The organism is Klebsiella sp. 141161, assembly GCF_050600815.1.
Lineage (GTDB): Bacteria > Pseudomonadota > Gammaproteobacteria > Enterobacterales > Enterobacteriaceae > Klebsiella > Klebsiella aerogenes.
Map to the genome: position 1 here is coordinate 628,867 of NZ_JAQIRN010000003.1, position 16,850 is coordinate 645,716.

A 16,850-nucleotide genomic window follows, 5' to 3' on the forward strand; every position below is an offset into this window, starting at 1 on the left:
CCGGCTCAGCGCAGCGCCGGCCGGGTATTTTCCTTACAGCGTATGTTCGGTTCGGGCGATGATATCGTCCTGGGTATCCGGCGACAGGGCGGTGAAGAACGCCGAGTATCCGGCGACGCGGACCACTAAATCTCGGTACTGGTCAGGGTGTTTCTTGGCTTCCAGCAGCGTTTCGCGTGACACGATGTTGTACTGGATATGCCAGCCTTTGTGCACTTCAAAGAAAGTACGCAGCAGCACCATTAGCTTCTGCTTATCGGACTCGTTCTCCAGCGTGGAAGGATTTAGCTTCTGGTTGAGCAGCACGCCGCCGAGGATCGCGCCGGTCGGCAGTTTGCCTACCGAACTGATAACCGCCGTGGGCCCCAGGTGATCGGTACCGGAGGCCGGGCTAGCCCCTTCCGCCAGCGGCGCGTGCGCTTTGCGGCCATCCGGCGTCGCCATGGTTTGCGCGCCGAACGGGACGTTCGCGGAGATAGACGACGTACCGGCGTAATAGTTACCGCCAATCGGGCCGCGGCCGTAACGCGGGTTATGGTACTGCTTCAGCTCGTCGATATAGGTCTGATAGGCCCGCGCTAGCAGAATGTCGACGCTGTCGTCGTCGTTACCGTACTTCGGCGCGCCGTTGATCAAGCGCTGACGTAACTGCTCATGGGTCAGGCCGGCAAAATCTTCCGCCAGCGCTTTCGCCAGCTCCTGCTGGCCGATAACGCCCTGATCGAAGACCAGTTTTTTCACCGCCGCCAGGCTGTTGCCTAGGTTGGCAATCCCGACCTGCAGGCCGGAAACCCAGTCATATTTCGCGCCGCCTTGCTTGATGCTTTTCGCCCGTTCGATGCAGTCATCGACTAACGCTGAGCAAAGAATATCGTGGACGTTCTCTTCCAGCATGGTATCGACAACGTACTCAATTTCGATTGATTTACGGGTGTAGTAGCGGATCTGGGTGTCCCAGTCTTCCAGTACCTGGTCGAAGTTGGCGAAGTTGCCTTTCGACAGCGCATGTTCCTGCGCAAGGAATACCTGACCGCTGGTGGCATCGCGGCCGCCTTCCAGCGTCGCCAGCATCACCCGCGCGAAGTTGATAAAACTCATGCCGGTGCAACGGTAGCCCCACTTGCCGCCGACCGCGGTTTCGATACAGCCGATGGCGGCATAATCGTAGGCGTCCTGCGGCTCGATACCGAGCTTGATAAATTCCGGAATGACGATTTCATCGTTATTAAACGCCGGCATGCCGAAACCGCAGCGGATCACCTGAACGCAGGCGTCGAGGAAGTCGTTGCTCATCCCGGCATGGTAACGCACGCTGAGGTTCGGCTGGGTCGAGCGCAGGCGGCCGCAGGATTCGAGGATCGCGTACGACAGCGGGTTGACGGCGTCCTGCGGTTGGCCGTCGACCAGATTTTGCCCGCCGATGGTGACGTTCTGGTACAGCGGGCTACCGGCGGAAGCTTTGGAATGCGAGCCGGAGCGAATTTTGTTGACCTCCAGCAGCTTCAGCCAGCAGCAATGCAGCAGCTCAATGGCCTGTTCGCGATCCAACGATTGCTGCAGTTCAACGTCGCGGCGGTAGTATGGATAGAGGTACTGGTCCATGCGGCCAAAAGAGACCGAGTGGCCGTTGGATTCAATCTGCAGGATCAACTGAATGAAGTAGCAGAGCTGCAGCGCCTGCCAGAAGGTTTTCGGCGGCTCGTGGGCGATAATTTCACAGTTTTCGGCAATCGCCAGCAGCTCGTCGCGGCGCAGTTCGCGCGGCTCCTGCGCCGCCATGTCGCGCGCCAGCGTAGCGAAGCGTTTGCAGTGTTCGCTCACTGCCGCGAGCACGATATCGATCGCCTTCAAAAACTGTTCGCCGTGCAGATCTTCCAGCACCGTCAGATTAATGCGTGAGCGGCGCTCAGCGACTTTCGCGCGCATGCCGTCGAGCCCTTTTTCCAGCAGCAGCGGATAGTTGACCGCCAGGTGGGCGTCGCCGGAAGTCATGTTGCCTTCGGCTTTGATAATGCCGGTAGCGAGCAGCGCTTTTTGTTCATCGGTAAACATGCCGTAGCAGCGGTCCTGAACGGTCTGCCCGCGCCACCATGGGCACACTTCATGTAAGACACGCTTATTCTCTTCACTGACCGAGAAGCCGGCGCCCGGACGGTCGGCGAGATCGTCGATCTCTTTCTCAATCCAGCTGACGGTATATTCCGGGAAAATCGGCGCGGCGCGAACTTCGCTGGCCTGGTTGCCGACGATCAGCTCATCGTGCTTGATCCAGATGGTGCGTTCCGCCAGGTGATGGGCCAGCGCCAGCGCGCGACGTACCGGGATCGGTTTATCGAGATGTTGCTGATAGGCGGCGGTATAGTGTTGGGCGCGCTCGGTACAAACCGGCGGCTTAACGATATGCACCAGCGCCATTTTATGCGCCTGAATGCGAGCGCTCAGAGTATCCAGTTTTAAGGTGGTCATAAGTTATCCTCGTAGGGTCGCCGTTAAACCTTTGCTTTGCGCGTACTGCTGCGCAAAGGCCAGCAGCTCGGGAGCGGCCAGCGGTTTTTCCGGTGCGGTATAGGGCTGACTGAGTAGTTGGTATTTATTCATTCCCAGCGTGTGGTACGGCAGAAAATGGATTTCGCTGACCTGAAGACGGTCAGCGGCAAAATCGGTAATCGCGGTAATATCGGCTTCGCTGGCGTTAAATCCCTGAATTAATGGGACGCGGATAATGATTTTTTTCCCGGCCTGCGCCAGGCGCTGCAGGTTATCCAGCACCCGGCGGGCGCTGCCGTCGGTCCACTGCTGGAAAACGGCCTCGTCAACGTGCTTCAGGTCGGCCAGAAACAGATCGACAAACGGTAAAGAGGGTTCAATGTACTTCCACGGTACGTGCAGGCAGGTTTCCACGGCGGTGTGAATGCCCGCCTGATGGCTGGCTTCGAACAGCGCCTGCGCCAGCGCCGGGTTCATAAAGGGCTCGCCGCCGGAAAGAGTAATGCCTCCGCCGCTGCGATCGTAAAACGGCTTATCGCGCAGCACCGTCGCCATAATTTCCGCCACGCTTTTTTCCTCGCCGCAGACCGTCAGCGCGGTAGTGGGGCAGCAGTGGCGTAGCGCGGCAATATGGCGCTCGTTGACATTTTGCCGATAGATAATCAGGCCGTCCAGGGTACGGGTAATCACCTCCGGCGCCGCCTGCTGGCAAAGCTCGCAGCCGTCAAGGCACAACCGCGCGTCATACAGCAGGTCTTCGCTGCGGGCGCGGCTTTCCGGGTTCTGACACCAACGGCAGCCCAGCGAACAGCCTTTAAGGAATACGACAGTACGGATCCCCGGGCCGTCATGGGTGGAGTAGCGCTGGATGTTGAAGATCATGTTTTACCCTCTTATTTGCATATGAAGATTAAATAACTTTCGAATGAAAGTTATATTGATGCAAATCAACAATCAGAGTGGGTAAAAGAGACGGGAAGAAAAAGAACGGCGTGGTTCACAAAATAACCGGCGACCTGGCTCGCCGGCGGCGGGAAATTAGCGCGAACCGCACACCTCGCACTGCGGGTGGCGCATCAGCTTCATTTCGCGAAACTGGCAGCTCATCGCGTCATACATCACGATTTTGCCCCTGGCGGGGGTGCCGTAACCGGTCAGCAGTTTAATCGCCTCCATGGCCTGCAGTGAACCGATAGTGCCGACCAGCGGCGCCATCACCCCGGCTTCGACGCAGGTGAGGGCGTTTTCGCCGAACAGGCGGCTCAGGCAGCGATAGCAGGGCTCGCCGTCCTGATAGGTAAAGACGCTGATTTGCCCTTCCATACGAATCGCCGCGCCGGAGACCAGCGGGGTTTTGTGCTGGAAGCAGCCGGCGTTAAGCTGATTGCGAACAGCAACGTTGTCGGTACAGTCCAGCACCAGATGGTGGTCGGCAATCTGCGTTGCCAGCGCCGCGTCATCCAGCATTGCATCGATGGTGACCAGCCGGACGTGCGGGTTAATGCGCGCCAGCGCATCGCGGGCAGAATCGACCTTCGGCTGGCCGATGGTCGCGTCGCTGTGCAGCGTCTGACGTTGTAGATTGGATAACGAAACGGTATCGAAATCCAGCAGGGTGAGCTGACCCACCCCGGCTGCCGCCAGGTATTGAGCGGCGGCGCAGCCGAGCCCGCCGAGGCCGACGACCAGTACGCGAGCGGCTTTTAACCGCTCCTGACCGTCGAAATCAAACCCTCGCAGTACGATCTGCCGGTTATAACGCAGCATCTCCTCGTCGCTCAGCTCAACGGCCATTACAGCCCCCCAAACAGGTGATTAAAGGGCTCGACTTCGACCCATTCGCCCGCTTCGACGTTGCCGCGTTCGCGCTCCAGTACGATAAAGCAGTTACCGAGGCTGAATGAGCTGAAAATGTGCGAGCCCTGATGGCCGGTGGTGCTCACCACCAGTTCGCCTTCCGGATTGCGCTGCAGCACGCCGCGCTGGAAGTCGAGGCGGCCCGGCGATTTTTTCAGCCGGCTGGCGGCGCGCACGCGCAGACGCATCGGCTGGGTTTGACCGCGGTTGCCGGAGAGCTTGGCCAGCAGCGGCTGTACCAGTTGATAGAAGGTTAAGGTGGCGGAAACCGGATTGCCCGGCAGGCCGCAGAACCAGCTGTTGCTGAGCTTGCCGAAGGCGAACGGTTTACCCGGCTTAATCGCCAGCTTCCAGAAGCCGATCTCGCCCAGTTCTTCGAGGATAGTTTTGGTGTAATCGGCTTCGCCCACGGAGACGCCGCCGGAACTAATCACTACATCGGCCTGCTGGTCGGCGGCGATAAAGGCGTCGCGCAGCTTCGCCGGATCGTCAGGAATAATACCGAGGTTGATGACCTCGCAGCCCAGCTGTTCGAGCATCAGATGTACCGCCAGGCGGTTAGTGTCATAAATCTGGCCGTCGCCGAGCGGTTGGCCCGGCAACTGGAGTTCATCCCCGGTCGAGAAGACCGCGACGCGCACTTTACGGACTACCTCGACGTCGGCAATACCCAGCGATGCCAGCACCGGCAGTTCCGCAACGGTAAGACGAGTCCCTGCCGGGAATACTACCGCGCCGTTGGCGATATCTTCGCCGCGACGGCGTATATTTTGCCCGGCTTTCACCGGCGCGATGAAGCGCACGCCCGCATCGCTTTGTTCCGTTTCTTCCTGCATGACCACCGCGTCGCAGCCTTCAGGCACCGGCGCGCCGGTCATGATGCGGATACAGGTGCCCGCCGGCCAGGCGTCGTGGAACGGTTGGCCGGCAAAGGCCTTACCGGCAACCGGCAGCGACGCGCCGTCGGTGAGGTCGGCCAGGCGCACGGCATAGCCGTCCATCGCTGAGTTATCAAAACCGGGGACGTCCAGCGGCGAAACGACATCATGGGCGGTCACGCGCGAAAAGGCCTGCAGCAGCGGCAGGGTTTCCGTAGCCTGCAGCGGCGAAATACGGTCGAGCATCTGAGTCAGGGCTGTGTCGAGCGGCATCAGTCCGGCGGTAAAATCCATGGGTTACTCCTGCTGGCAAAACGTCGAAAACGCCTATTATGGCAGAAAAGCGCCGGCGACTGTATGCCACTGCGGTACGAGGCTTTACATCACCGGATGCTCTTTCTATATTCAAAAAATGTATAAAAGGTTAGTCAGTATAATGATATCTATACAGTTTATGGCAAAGGAAAGATCGAATGGGTAAGGCGGTAATAGCAATCCACGGCGGCGCCGGCGCGATTAGCCGAGCGCAGATGTCGCCGGAGCGCGAACGCGAGTTTGTAGCCGCGCTGTCGGCCATCGTCGACAGTGGGCAAAAAATGTTGGCAGCAGGCGCCAGCGCGCTGGATGCGGTGACAGAAGCGGTACGTCTGCTGGAAGAGTGCCCGCTGTTTAACGCCGGGATAGGCTCGGTATTTACCCACGATCAAACGCACGAACTGGATGCCTGCGTGATGGATGGCTATAGCCTGCAGGCCGGCGCGGTGGCTGGCGTAAAGCATCTGCGTAACCCGGTGCTGGCGGCGCGTCTGGTGCTGGAAGAGAGCCCGCACGTGCTGCTCATCGGCGAAGGGGCGGAAAAGTTTGCCGCCTCGCGCGGGATGACGCTTGTTGAAAACGAGTTATTTTCTACCACCGAGCGGCTTCTGCAGTTACAGCAGGCGAAAGAGGGCGGCGAGATTATTCTCGACCACCATGCCGCGCCGCTCGACGAACGCCACAAAATGGGCACCGTTGGCGCGGTGGCGCTGGATCTGGCCGGTAATCTGGCGGCAGCGACCTCCACCGGCGGAATGACTAATAAACTGCCCGGTCGCGTCGGCGATAGCCCGCTGCCGGGCGCCGGCTGCTATGCCAATAATGCCAGCGTCGCGGTCTCCTGCACTGGCACTGGCGAAGTGTTCATGCGCACGCTCGCCGCTTACGACATTTCGGCGTTGATGGAGTACGGCAATCTCAGCCTGTTTGAGGCCTGCGAGCGGGTGGTGCAGGAAAAACTGCCGGCGGTGGGCGGCAGCGGGGGTCTTATCGCCGTGGACCGCGAGGGGAATGTCGTGCTGCCTTTCAATAGCGAAGGTATGTACCGGGCGTGGTGTTATGCGGGCGATACGCCGACGATTGGAATTTATCGCGAATAAAAGGAGAAGCGAGCTTGCCGCAAAGTCATGAAATTGATGAAGACGATGTGCTGGTGGTACGCGATCTTAACGTCGCCTTTAGCCAGCAGCGGCAGCGCGTTTCCGCGGTGCGTAACCTGTCGTTCAGCCTTCGCCGCGGCGAGACGCTAGCTATCGTCGGCGAGTCCGGTTCCGGAAAATCAGTGACCGCCCTGGCGCTGATGCGCCTGCTCGACGAGGCGGTCAGCGAGGTCAGCAGCGAGGCGTTGCTGCTACGTCGACGCAACCGTCAGGTGATTGATATTAATGCACAAACGGCGGGGCAGATGCGTCAGGTTCGCGGCGCGGACGTGGCGATGATTTTTCAGGAGCCGATGACCTCGCTGAATCCGGTATTCACCATCGGCGAACAGATTGCCGAATCTATCCGTCTCCATCAGGGACTGCGCCATGACGAGGCGCTGCGGGAAGCTAAAAAGATGCTCGAACGGGTGCGTATTCCGGAAGCGGAAGCGATGCTTTCACGTTACCCGCATCAGCTTTCCGGCGGCATGCGCCAGCGGGTGATGATCGCCATGGCGTTATCGTGTCGACCGGCGGTACTGATTGCCGATGAACCTACCACCGCGCTGGACGTCACTATTCAGGCGCAGATCCTGCAGCTTATCGCCGCATTGCAAAAAGAGATGGCGATGGGGGTGATGTTTATCACTCACGATATGGGCGTGGTGGCGGAGATCGCCGATCGTGTGCTGGTGATGTATCGCGGCGAAGCGGTTGAAAGCGGGCGCGTCGACGATATTTTTCGCGCCCCGCAGCACCCTTATACCCAGGCGCTACTGGCGGCGGTACCGAAGCTCGGCTCAATGCGCGGCAGCGATTTACCGCGGCGCTTCCCGCTGCTCAACGACGGTGTGACCCAGCAGCCGGAACAGAATACCGTGGTCGCCGGCAAACCGATTTTACAGGTGCGCGATTTGGTCGCGCGTTTCCCGATCCGCGGCGGTATTCTCAACCGCGTCACCCGCGAAGTGCACGCGGTGGAAAAAGTGAGTTTCGATCTGTGGCCGGGCGAAACGCTGTCGCTGGTCGGCGAATCAGGCTGCGGTAAATCGACTACCGGGCGGGCGCTGCTGCGGCTGGTGGAAGCGCAGGGCGGCAGTATCACCTTTAACGGCCAGCGTATTGATGCGCTGTCCGGCGGCAAGCTGCAGACGCTGCGCCGTGACATTCAGTTTATTTTTCAGGATCCTTACGCCTCGCTCGATCCGCGGCAGACGGTCGGTTATTCCATTATGGAGCCGCTGCGCGTGCATGGTTTGCTGGAAGGGGATGCGGCTCGCGAACGCGTCGCCTGGCTGTTGCAGCGCGTGGGGCTGGAGGCGGAACACGCGTGGCGTTATCCGCATGAGTTTTCCGGCGGCCAGCGGCAGCGTATCTGTATCGCCCGCGCACTGGCGCTCAATCCGAAAGTGGTGATTGCCGATGAGTCGGTGTCGGCGCTGGACGTGTCGATTCGCGCGCAGATTATTAATCTGCTGCTCGATTTACAGCGTGAAATGGGCATCGCATTTCTGTTTATTTCCCATGACATGGCGGTGGTGGAGCGCATCAGCCACCGCGTGGCGGTAATGTATCGCGGGCGGATCGTGGAGATTGGCCCGCGTCGCGCCGTGTTTGAAAACCCGCAGCATCCTTACACCCGTAAACTGATGGCGGCGGTGCCGGTCGCCGACCCGGCGCATCGTCAACCGCAGCGCGTATTACTCTCTGACGAGCTGCCGGGGAATATCTATAAACCGGGAGAAGAAATCGACAGCGCGCCGTTACAGCTGGTAGCGCCGGGACATTATGTCGCCCGCGAGCCCGCCGATGTACTGAGCCGATAACAACCTAACGCACTCTTGCAGGAGCATAACAACATGACTCAACCTGTTACACGCAAATGGCTACTGGCGCTTGGCATCGCCTCGGCGCTGGCGGCGACGCCGGCCTTCGCCGCGAAAGATGTGGTGGTCGCGGTCGGTTCCAACTTCACGACCCTCGATCCCTATGACGCGAACGATACCTTATCGCAGGCGGTGGCGAAGTCGTTTTATCAAGGCCTGTTCGGCCTTGATAAAGAGATGAAGCTGCAAAACGTACTGGCGGAGAGCTATACCGTCTCGGCGGATGGGCTGGTGTATACCATCAAGCTACACAGCGGGGTGAAATTCCAGGATGGCACCGATTTTAACGCCGAAGCGGTGAAAGCGAATCTCGACCGCGCCAGCAATCCGGATAACCATCTCAAACGCTATAACCTGTATAAGGATATCGCCAGCACCGAGGCGGTGGATCCGACGACGGTCAAAATCACGCTCAAACAACCGTTCTCGGCGTTTATCAATATTCTTGCCCATCCGGCGACGGCGATGATTTCGCCGGCGGCGCTGAAAAAATATGGCAAGGAGATCGGCTTCCACCCGGTAGGTACCGGGCCGTATAAGCTCGACACCTGGAATCAGACCGATTTCGTCAAGGTCAGCAAGTTTGATGGTTACTGGCAGCCGGGGCTGCCGAAGCTGGATTCCATTACCTGGCGCCCGGTGGTCGATAACAACACCCGTGCGGCGATGCTGCAAACCGGCGAGGCGCAGTTCGCTTTCCCGATCCCTTACGAGCAGGCGCCGCTGCTGGCGAAAAACAGCAAGCTGGAGCTGGTGGCCAGCCCGTCGATTATGCAGCGCTATATCAGCATGAACGTAACGCAGAAGCCGTTCGATAATCCGAAGGTGCGGGAAGCCATCAACTACGCGATTAACCGTCAGGCGCTGGTTAAGGTCGCGTTTGCCGGATACGCCACCCCGGCGACCGGCGTCGTGCCGCCTTCTATTGCCTACGCCCAGACCTACAGCGCATGGCCTTACGACCCGGCGAAGGCCCGTCAGTTGCTGAAAGAAGCCGGTTTCCCTAACGGCTTCAGCACCACGCTGTGGTCATCGCATAATCACAGCACCGCGCAGAAGGTGCTGCAGTTTACCCAGCAGCAGCTGGCGCAGGTGGGTATTAAAGCGCAGGTGACGGCGATGGATGCCGGACAGCGTGCGGCGCAGGTTGAAGGCAAGGGGCAGAAAGAGAGCGGGGTACGGATGTTCTACACCGGCTGGTCAGCGTCGACTGGCGAAGCCGACTGGGCGCTGTCGCCGCTATTCGCCTCACAAAACTGGCCGCCGACCCTGTTTAACACCGCCTTTTACAGCAACCCTCAGGTCGATAAAGACCTGAGCGAGGCGCTGAAAACGACCGATGCGCAACAGAAGACCAAACTCTATAAAGATGCGCAGGACATTATCTGGAAAGAGTCGCCGTGGGTGCCGCTGGTGGTTGAAAAGCTGGTATCGGCGCATAGCAAAAACCTGACCGGGTTTTATATTCAGCCGGATACCGGTTTTAGCTTCGAGCAGGCGGAATTAACGCAGTGATAATGCTTATGCTCACGCGTTCCCTCTGCCGAAATAGGAGGGGGCGATGCTGAATTACGTTCTGAAGCGCCTGCTGGGGCTCATTCCGACGCTGTTTATCGTCGCCGTGCTGGTGTTCCTGTTTGTGCATATGCTGCCGGGCGATCCGGCGCGGCTGATTGCCGGGCCGGAAGCCGATGCGCAGGTGGTGGCAATGGTACGCCAGCAGCTGGGGCTCGACCAGCCGCTGCATGTCCAGTTCTGGCACTACATCACCAATGTATTGCAGGGTGATTTCGGTATCTCGATGGCTTCGCGCCGCCCGGTGACCAGCGAAATCGCCAGCCGCTTCATGCCGACGCTATGGTTAACGCTTGCCAGCATGAGCTGGGCGGTGCTGTTCGGCATGGCGGCGGGGATTGCCGCGGCGGTGTGGCGCAATCGCTGGCCGGATCGGCTGGGGATGGCGCTGGCGGTAACCGGTATCTCCTTCCCGGCGTTCGCTCTCGGTATGCTGCTGATGCAGGTCTTTTCCGTGGAGCTTGGCTGGCTGCCGACGGTCGGCGCCGACAGCTGGCGGCACTATATTCTGCCGTCGTTGACCCTTGGCGCCGCGGTGGCATCGGTGATGGCGCGCTTCACCCGCGCGTCGTTCGTTGACGTGCTCCATGAGGATTACATGCGTACCGCGCGGGCCAAAGGGGTGAGCGAAACGCTGGTGGTGTTGAAGCACGGCCTGCGCAACGCGATGATCCCGGTAGTGACCATGATGGGGCTACAGTTCGGTTTTTTGCTCGGCGGCTCCATTGTGGTGGAGAAGGTCTTCAACTGGCCGGGGCTTGGGCGACTGCTGGTGGACTCCGTGGAGATGCGCGATTACCCGGTGATTCAGGCGGAAGTGCTGCTGTTTTCGCTGGAGTTCATTCTTATCAACTTAGTGGTGGACGTGCTGTATGCCGCCATTAACCCGGCTATCAGGTACAAGTAAGGTGAGATTGCTCAACTGGAGAAGGGAAGCGGTTATCAACGCCATGCCGGGCGTTAAGCCCGGACAGATCCGCACGCCGTGGCATGAGTTCTGGCGGCGTTTTCGTCGCCAGCCGGTGGCGATGGCGGCGGGCATATTTGTGCTGTTGCTGATTGTTGTCGCGATTATCGCGCCGTGGATAGCGCCGTATGACGCGGAAAACTATTTCGATTACGACCGCCTGAACGAAGGGCCGTCAATGGTGCACTGGTTCGGCGTTGATTCGCTGGGGCGCGATATCTTCAGTAGGGTGCTGGTCGGCGCGCAGATTTCGCTGGCCGCTGGGGTACTGGCGGTACTGATTGGCGCGCTGATTGGCACCGTGCTCGGCCTGCTGGCCGGGTACTACGAAGGCTGGTGGGACCGTATCACCATGCGCATCTGCGACGTGCTGTTTGCCTTCCCCGGCATTCTGCTGGCGATTGCGGTGGTGGCGGTGATGGGCAGCGGGATGGCCAACGTGATTATCGCGGTGGCGATTTTTTCAATTCCGGCGTTCGCCCGCCTGGTGCGTGGCAATACGCTGGTTCTGAAGCAGCAGACGTTTATTGAGTCGGCGCGCAGTATTGGCGCCAGCGATTCGACTATTCTGTTCAACCATATTTTGCCCGGTACGGTGTCGTCGATAGTGGTCTATTTTACCATGCGCATCGGCGTGTCGATTATCTCCGCCGCCAGCCTGTCGTTCCTTGGCCTTGGCGCGCAGCCGCCGACGCCGGAATGGGGGGCGATGTTGAACGAAGCGCGCGCGGATATGGTGATGGCGCCGCATGTGGCGTTATTCCCGGCGATCGCCATTTTCCTGACGGTGCTGGCGTTTAATCTGTTGGGCGACGGCCTGCGCGATGCGCTGGATCCGAAGATAAAGGGATAGGAGACAAGTACGGCGGTAGCAAAGTTGGTAGGTTAGCCCAGCCTGCGCTACGCCTGGCTGGGCTACGGGGTTGAGCGGTGGTAGCCCGGATAAGGCGCAAGCCGCTATCCGGGAAGCGGGATTAGACCCGGGTACCCCACAGGTCGTATTCGTCGGCGTGCTCGACTTTCACCCGCAGCACGTCGCCCGGTTTAACGTTGGTTTCACCGTTCAGATAGACCGCGCCGTCGATTTCCGGAGCATCGGCCATACTGCGGCCAATCGCGCCTTCTTCATCGACTTCATCGACCAGCACCATAATTTCGCGGCCCACTTTTTCCTGCAGACGCTCGGCGGAAATCTGCTGTTGCAGTTGCATAAAGCGGTTCCAGCGCTCTTCTTTCACCTCTTCCGGTACCTGATCCGCCAGTTCGTTGGCGGTGGCGCCTTCAACCGGGCTGTACTTGAAGCAGCCAACGCGGTCCAGACGCGCCTCTTTCAGGAAGTCGAGCAGCATCTGGAAGTCTTCTTCCGTTTCGCCCGGGAAACCGACAATAAAGGTGGAACGCAGAGTCAGATCCGGGCAGATCTCGCGCCACTGTTTAATACGCGCCAACTGACGGTCTGCGGAACCTGGGCGCTTCATCAGTTTCAGGATGCGCGGGCTGGCGTGCTGCAGCGGAATGTCGAGATACGGCAGGATTTTGCCTTCCGCCATCAGCGGGATCACATCGTCAACGTGAGGATACGGGTAGACGTAGTGCAGACGTACCCAAATACCGAGTTTCGCCAGCTCTTCACACAGGCTGACCATACTGGTTTTCACCGGCATGCCGTTGTGGAAACCGGTGCGGTGCTTGACGTCAACGCCATAGGCGGAGGTGTCCTGCGAAATCACCAGCAGTTCTTTCACCCCGGCATCGGCCAGGCGTTTGGCTTCCGCCAGCACTTCGCCAATTGGGCGGCTCACCAGATCGCCGCGCATTGACGGGATAATGCAGAAGGTGCAGCGATGGTTGCAGCCTTCCGAGATTTTCAAGTACGCGTAGTGACGCGGCGTCAGCTTGACGCCCTGTTCCGGCACCAGGCTGAGGAACGGGTTATGCTTCGGCTTCGGCGTATAGTGGTGAACGTGCTCCAGCACCTGCTCGTAGCTATGCGGACCGGTAATTTCCAGCACCTTCGGATGCACCTCGCGGATTTGATCTTCTTTCGCGCCGAGGCAGCCGGTAACGATCACTTTTCCGTTTTCTTTTAAGGCTTCGCCGATCGCTTCAAGCGATTCCTGCACGGCGCTGTCGATAAAGCCGCAGGTGTTGACGATAACCATATCGGCGTTGTCGTAGCTGGGAACCACGTCATACCCTTCGGTACGCAGTTCGGTGAGGATACGTTCTGAGTCTACCAGGTTTTTCGGGCAGCCCAGGGAGACGAAGCCGATTTTCGGCTGGTGCGTGACATTGCTCATAGCTTAAAAAATGTTCATTTATTGGAATGGTCAGGGCAGGAATTCTACAGATCTTTGCGAAAAAGAGTATAGCCAGGGGACGATGAATGATGAAAAAGCGTTAGCGCAGCGGAGGGTTTAAGCCGCGTTGTTGGCCGTCGAAGCTAGAACGCTCTCTGCCGGGATTGACGATGAATATTCATATTTTGGATAACACAGCGCCAATTGCCCACGCCTGAATCCAGGGGGGAGGCGACTCCCCTTGTTAAAGTTTTGCAGTGGAATGGCGAAACGGGAAATATGAAGAAAAACTTGACCTTCCTCCTGTAAACGGTATCAGTCTAATCTTGGGGCAGATCAAGGTGACTAAGGAGGCGATTATTCGAACGAGGAAGCCGATCCCCATTCAAGTCCAACCCACAACTAGCAGTAGTTTTGACTTCTTAATTTTGGGCGTTTTTCCATAGTATATTTTTATTTTCTTGCACGGATCTTTGAATTTGTGGATTTAATCGTTCTTCTAACAATTTAATATCTTTAAGATATTTCTCAATGTCTTTAAAATATAATGATTTGATTGTGCTAATTTCTTTTTTTAATTCAAATGCTTCTAGATTACTGTCTATACAGTCTAAATTGTTAACACTATCTATGCTTGAAAAAGCATCTTTCATTACTTTCAAAAATTTGTAAAGTCTATTGAAGTCATTATCAAGGTTTAATCTTATATTGTATCTTTCATCATTATCTCTTGTTAAGTTTTTAATATTATTTAAAAGTATTTGCTCTTTGTTTTTGAGGTTTTTTAATCTTAACTCTTTTCTATGCTTTATTAATTCGATAGCTGTATTATGTCTAACTTCCTTTATTGCCCTATCAATTTCATATTGGCGCTCAAGTAATTTAAGGCCATTAATGCTAGCAACACGTTCTTTATCACGTTTTGATGAAAGATAGCAATGAAAACGATCTGAGAGTAAATGGCACCATTCGATACCACGAGATAGGAACGGCATAGCTATAGTCATACCTATTCCACAGAGTATAGGTTCCCAAAAGTGAATGCCTTCCATCTGTACTATAGACATGCGGGTATCTATCGTTCCCTCACCAAACGCTACATACAAGATTTTATCCCAGTTTTCCACGCAGAATGCGGTGATAACATATAGATACAATGGAGTACTGAACCGTTGGATTAAATTACTCTTAATATTGTCGAAGAATGATTCTTCTGATGCGGTTTCGTTGCTCATATATTTTGGTGTATATACTCAGTTTAAGGATTGACGTTATAAAATCTAAGCATTAAGAACAAACTATAACTTATCATGAAATTTCAACCTTGTGAGATAACGATAGAAATCCCCTATCTGATTATTAATCTCAGCACTATAACTTTCATCTTTTGCGTTAACCCATACCTTTAAACAACACGTTTTGAACGCTATATATCGTTTCGTCAATTCTTCCTGAACTGCATCGTTAAGGAAAAATTTTATTACTGCAATCTGATTACCTTCCGGATAAAATAAAGGAACATAAAGAGCGAGTTCTCCATAGCTATAACCATTATCAACAATGTCTCTACATAATTCAGTATTAACCCTTGTCATAATTTTGAAGAAGTTCTTCACCTCTTCATGATTTGATTTAGATAGCCACTCTGGTAATGAACGGTATACTTTGAATGCAATATATAATGTAGATAAACTGCAGGTTGGCCCTATATAATCAGTTATAGCACTAAGAATAGTAATCCAAATATTACTCATATATTATTGCTTAATCATAAGAAAATCCTGAGATTATACACTCTTGAACATAATAGCGGTAAACCTTAAGTGTTATTGATTTGTGCAATGAAATGAATTACTTGTATTTATTAAATGTATGCTCAACTATGAGGTAAAAATGGAGATCTACTCAAATGCGGCACTCTATGATCTCACTTTTTATAACTGGAAGAAATTCACCGGTCTGGGCGTAACGAACCTGCGGCGTCTGTGTAAGTATTCCTGCTTTATGTAAGCACCCCAGCTTTAGTTCCACGCACTTTTTGAGAGTTCCGGTTTTTCAGCCATCAGCCGGTACTCTTCCGGCATCAGGTTGTTCAGGGATTCATGAGGCCGCTCGTTGTTATATTCCATCAGCCAGCGCTCTGTAATTTCCCGTACTTCATTCAGTGTTCTGAACAGGTAAAAACCCAGGATTTCTGTCCGGTATGTCCGGTTGAACCGTTCGATAAAAGCATTTTGTGTAGGCTTCCCCGGCTTGATAAATTCGAGCATCATGCCGTGTTCTTCGGCCCATTGTGCCAGCGCCAGCGAGACCAGTTCTGGCCCGTTGTCCATCCGCATTTTCAGCGGGTAGCCGCGGTTTGCCACGATCCTGTCCAGCACCCGGATGACTCGCTGAGCCGGGATATTCAGGTCGATTTCTATCGCCAGTGCTTCACGGTTAAAATCATCCGCCACATTGAAGGTCCGGAATCGTCTGCCGCAGACCAGGGGGTCGTGCATAAAATCGATGGACCAGCTCTGGTTTAACGCTTGCGGCGTCGCCAGTGGCGCTGGATTACGCACTGGCAGTCGCTGTTTTCCCTTACGACGAAAATTCAGTTTCAGCAGGCAGTAAATCCGATGAACGCGTTTGTGGTTCCAGGTATTGCCCTGCCTGCCAGCAGTTGGAACAGCTTCTTAAAACCGTAGCGCGGATAGTGTTCTGCCAGTTCAGTCAGCGCATGGATCACCAGTTCATCACGCCGGGTATCGGGCTGATAAAAATAGACCGTCCTGCTCAGCGATACTGTCCTGCAGGCTTGGCGTAAACTCATGGCAAATTGTGCCGTCAGATAGCTGACGAGTTCACGCTTTATCGCTGGTTTTAAAGCTTTTTTTCGATAACGTCTTTAAGTGCCCGGTTCTCAAGGCTCAGGCCGGCAAACATCTGTTTCAAACGTCGATTCTCATCCTCAAGGTCTTTGATTTTTTTTATATCGGCCGCGTCCATCCCGCCATATTTCGCTTTCCAGTTGTAATAGCTGGCTTCAGAAATAGCGGCCTCACAGCACACATTCTTGACGGTACGTCCGGCTTCAACGGACTTCAGAACGGCGATGATCTGGTGTTCAGTGAATCGGGTTTTACGCATGGCGATCTCCTCAGGGGACATAATCAGTATGTCGGAAGATCTCTAAAAGTGAATGGGCCGTTTTGCCGGGATACTTACAGTTTTCTTCCAGTAAAAAGAACATCGTAAAAATGGATTAAATATTCAGAATTGCGAGAGACTAAATAAGATCACGATGGAGGAAAACCAGCAAAAATTCACTTGGCGTCATGGGTTGGGGTGGGTATTAACGATTGTAGTGTTATGGAATTTTCTTATCATTCCTGTGTTGGCAGCATTTGGCGTCATGTTGCCACCATTATCTCTTGATGAAGTATGGAAACTGCTGGTAA

At 55.5% G+C, this 16,850-nt stretch carries 12 protein-coding genes and 1 pseudogene; 5 read left to right on the forward strand and 8 right to left on the reverse strand.

Annotated features, from left to right (window positions below; genetic code table 11):
* Positions 1 to 33 precede the first annotated feature (33 nt).
* The 4 genes from PGR79_RS11350 to moeA form a co-directional block, all read right to left on the reverse strand.
* Positions 34 to 2,466, reverse strand: coding sequence for a formate C-acetyltransferase/glycerol dehydratase family glycyl radical enzyme (locus tag PGR79_RS11350; protein ID WP_430921685.1), 2,433 nt, complete (start codon positions 2,464 to 2,466; stop codon positions 34 to 36).
* Positions 2,467 to 2,469: 3 nt separating this feature from the next.
* Positions 2,470 to 3,369 (reverse strand): glycyl-radical enzyme activating protein, encoded by a 900-nt coding sequence (locus PGR79_RS11355; protein ID WP_430921687.1) that lies wholly within the window; start codon positions 3,367 to 3,369, stop codon positions 2,470 to 2,472.
* A gap of 156 nt (positions 3,370 to 3,525) precedes the next feature.
* Positions 3,526 to 4,281, reverse strand: coding sequence for a molybdopterin-synthase adenylyltransferase MoeB (gene moeB, locus PGR79_RS11360; protein ID WP_430917228.1), 756 nt, complete (start codon positions 4,279 to 4,281; stop codon positions 3,526 to 3,528).
* On the reverse strand, positions 4,281 to 5,516 hold the full coding sequence (gene moeA, locus PGR79_RS11365) for a molybdopterin molybdotransferase MoeA (RefSeq protein ID WP_213794643.1): 1,236 nt from the start codon (positions 5,514 to 5,516) through the stop codon (positions 4,281 to 4,283). Before moeA ends, moeB begins: the two co-directional genes overlap by 1 nt.
* A gap of 179 nt (positions 5,517 to 5,695) precedes the next feature.
* On the opposite strand from moeA, the gene iaaA reads away from it, so the two are divergent.
* From iaaA to gsiD, 5 genes are read left to right on the forward strand one after another with little or no spacing between them, the layout of a single operon-like run.
* On the forward strand, positions 5,696 to 6,637 hold the full coding sequence (gene iaaA / locus PGR79_RS11370) for a beta-aspartyl-peptidase (protein WP_430921689.1): 942 nt from the start codon (positions 5,696 to 5,698) through the stop codon (positions 6,635 to 6,637).
* Positions 6,638 to 6,651: 14 nt separating this feature from the next.
* Positions 6,652 to 8,505, forward strand: a complete 1,854-nt coding sequence (gsiA, locus tag PGR79_RS11375) for a glutathione ABC transporter ATP-binding protein GsiA (protein WP_430921691.1) — start codon at positions 6,652 to 6,654, stop codon at positions 8,503 to 8,505.
* Positions 8,506 to 8,538: 33 nt separating this feature from the next.
* Complete coding sequence (gene gsiB / locus PGR79_RS11380) at positions 8,539 to 10,080, forward strand: glutathione ABC transporter substrate-binding protein GsiB (protein ID WP_430921693.1); 1,542 nt, start codon at positions 8,539 to 8,541, stop codon at positions 10,078 to 10,080.
* Positions 10,081 to 10,126: 46 nt separating this feature from the next.
* Positions 10,127 to 11,047 carry a glutathione ABC transporter permease GsiC gene (gene gsiC, locus PGR79_RS11385; RefSeq protein WP_020079290.1) on the forward strand — a complete coding sequence of 307 codons (921 nt, stop codon included), beginning with the start codon at positions 10,127 to 10,129 and terminating at the stop codon, positions 11,045 to 11,047.
* A gap of 1 nt (position 11,048) precedes the next feature.
* The gene (gsiD, locus tag PGR79_RS11390) at positions 11,049 to 11,960 is read left to right on the forward strand and encodes a glutathione ABC transporter permease GsiD (RefSeq protein WP_087860000.1); all 912 of its coding nucleotides are present in this window, start codon (positions 11,049 to 11,051) and stop codon (positions 11,958 to 11,960) included.
* Positions 11,961 to 12,081: 121 nt separating this feature from the next.
* Here the strand turns inward: gsiD and rimO are convergent, their stop codons facing one another.
* The 4 genes and pseudogenes from rimO to PGR79_RS11410 form a co-directional block, all read right to left on the reverse strand.
* A complete protein-coding gene (rimO, locus tag PGR79_RS11395; protein ID WP_047049075.1) occupies positions 12,082 to 13,407 on the reverse strand; it encodes a 30S ribosomal protein S12 methylthiotransferase RimO in 1,326 nt (441 codons plus the stop codon).
* A 422-nt stretch (positions 13,408 to 13,829) separates the two neighbouring features.
* Complete coding sequence (locus tag PGR79_RS11400) at positions 13,830 to 14,534, reverse strand: hypothetical protein (protein WP_430921695.1); 705 nt, start codon at positions 14,532 to 14,534, stop codon at positions 13,830 to 13,832.
* Positions 14,535 to 14,705: 171 nt separating this feature from the next.
* A complete protein-coding gene (locus PGR79_RS11405; RefSeq protein WP_113374845.1) occupies positions 14,706 to 15,161 on the reverse strand; it encodes a hypothetical protein in 456 nt (151 codons plus the stop codon).
* Between the two features lie 267 nt (positions 15,162 to 15,428).
* Positions 15,429 to 16,539, reverse strand: a pseudogene (locus PGR79_RS11410) (IS3 family transposase).
* Positions 16,540 to 16,850 lie beyond the last annotated feature (311 nt).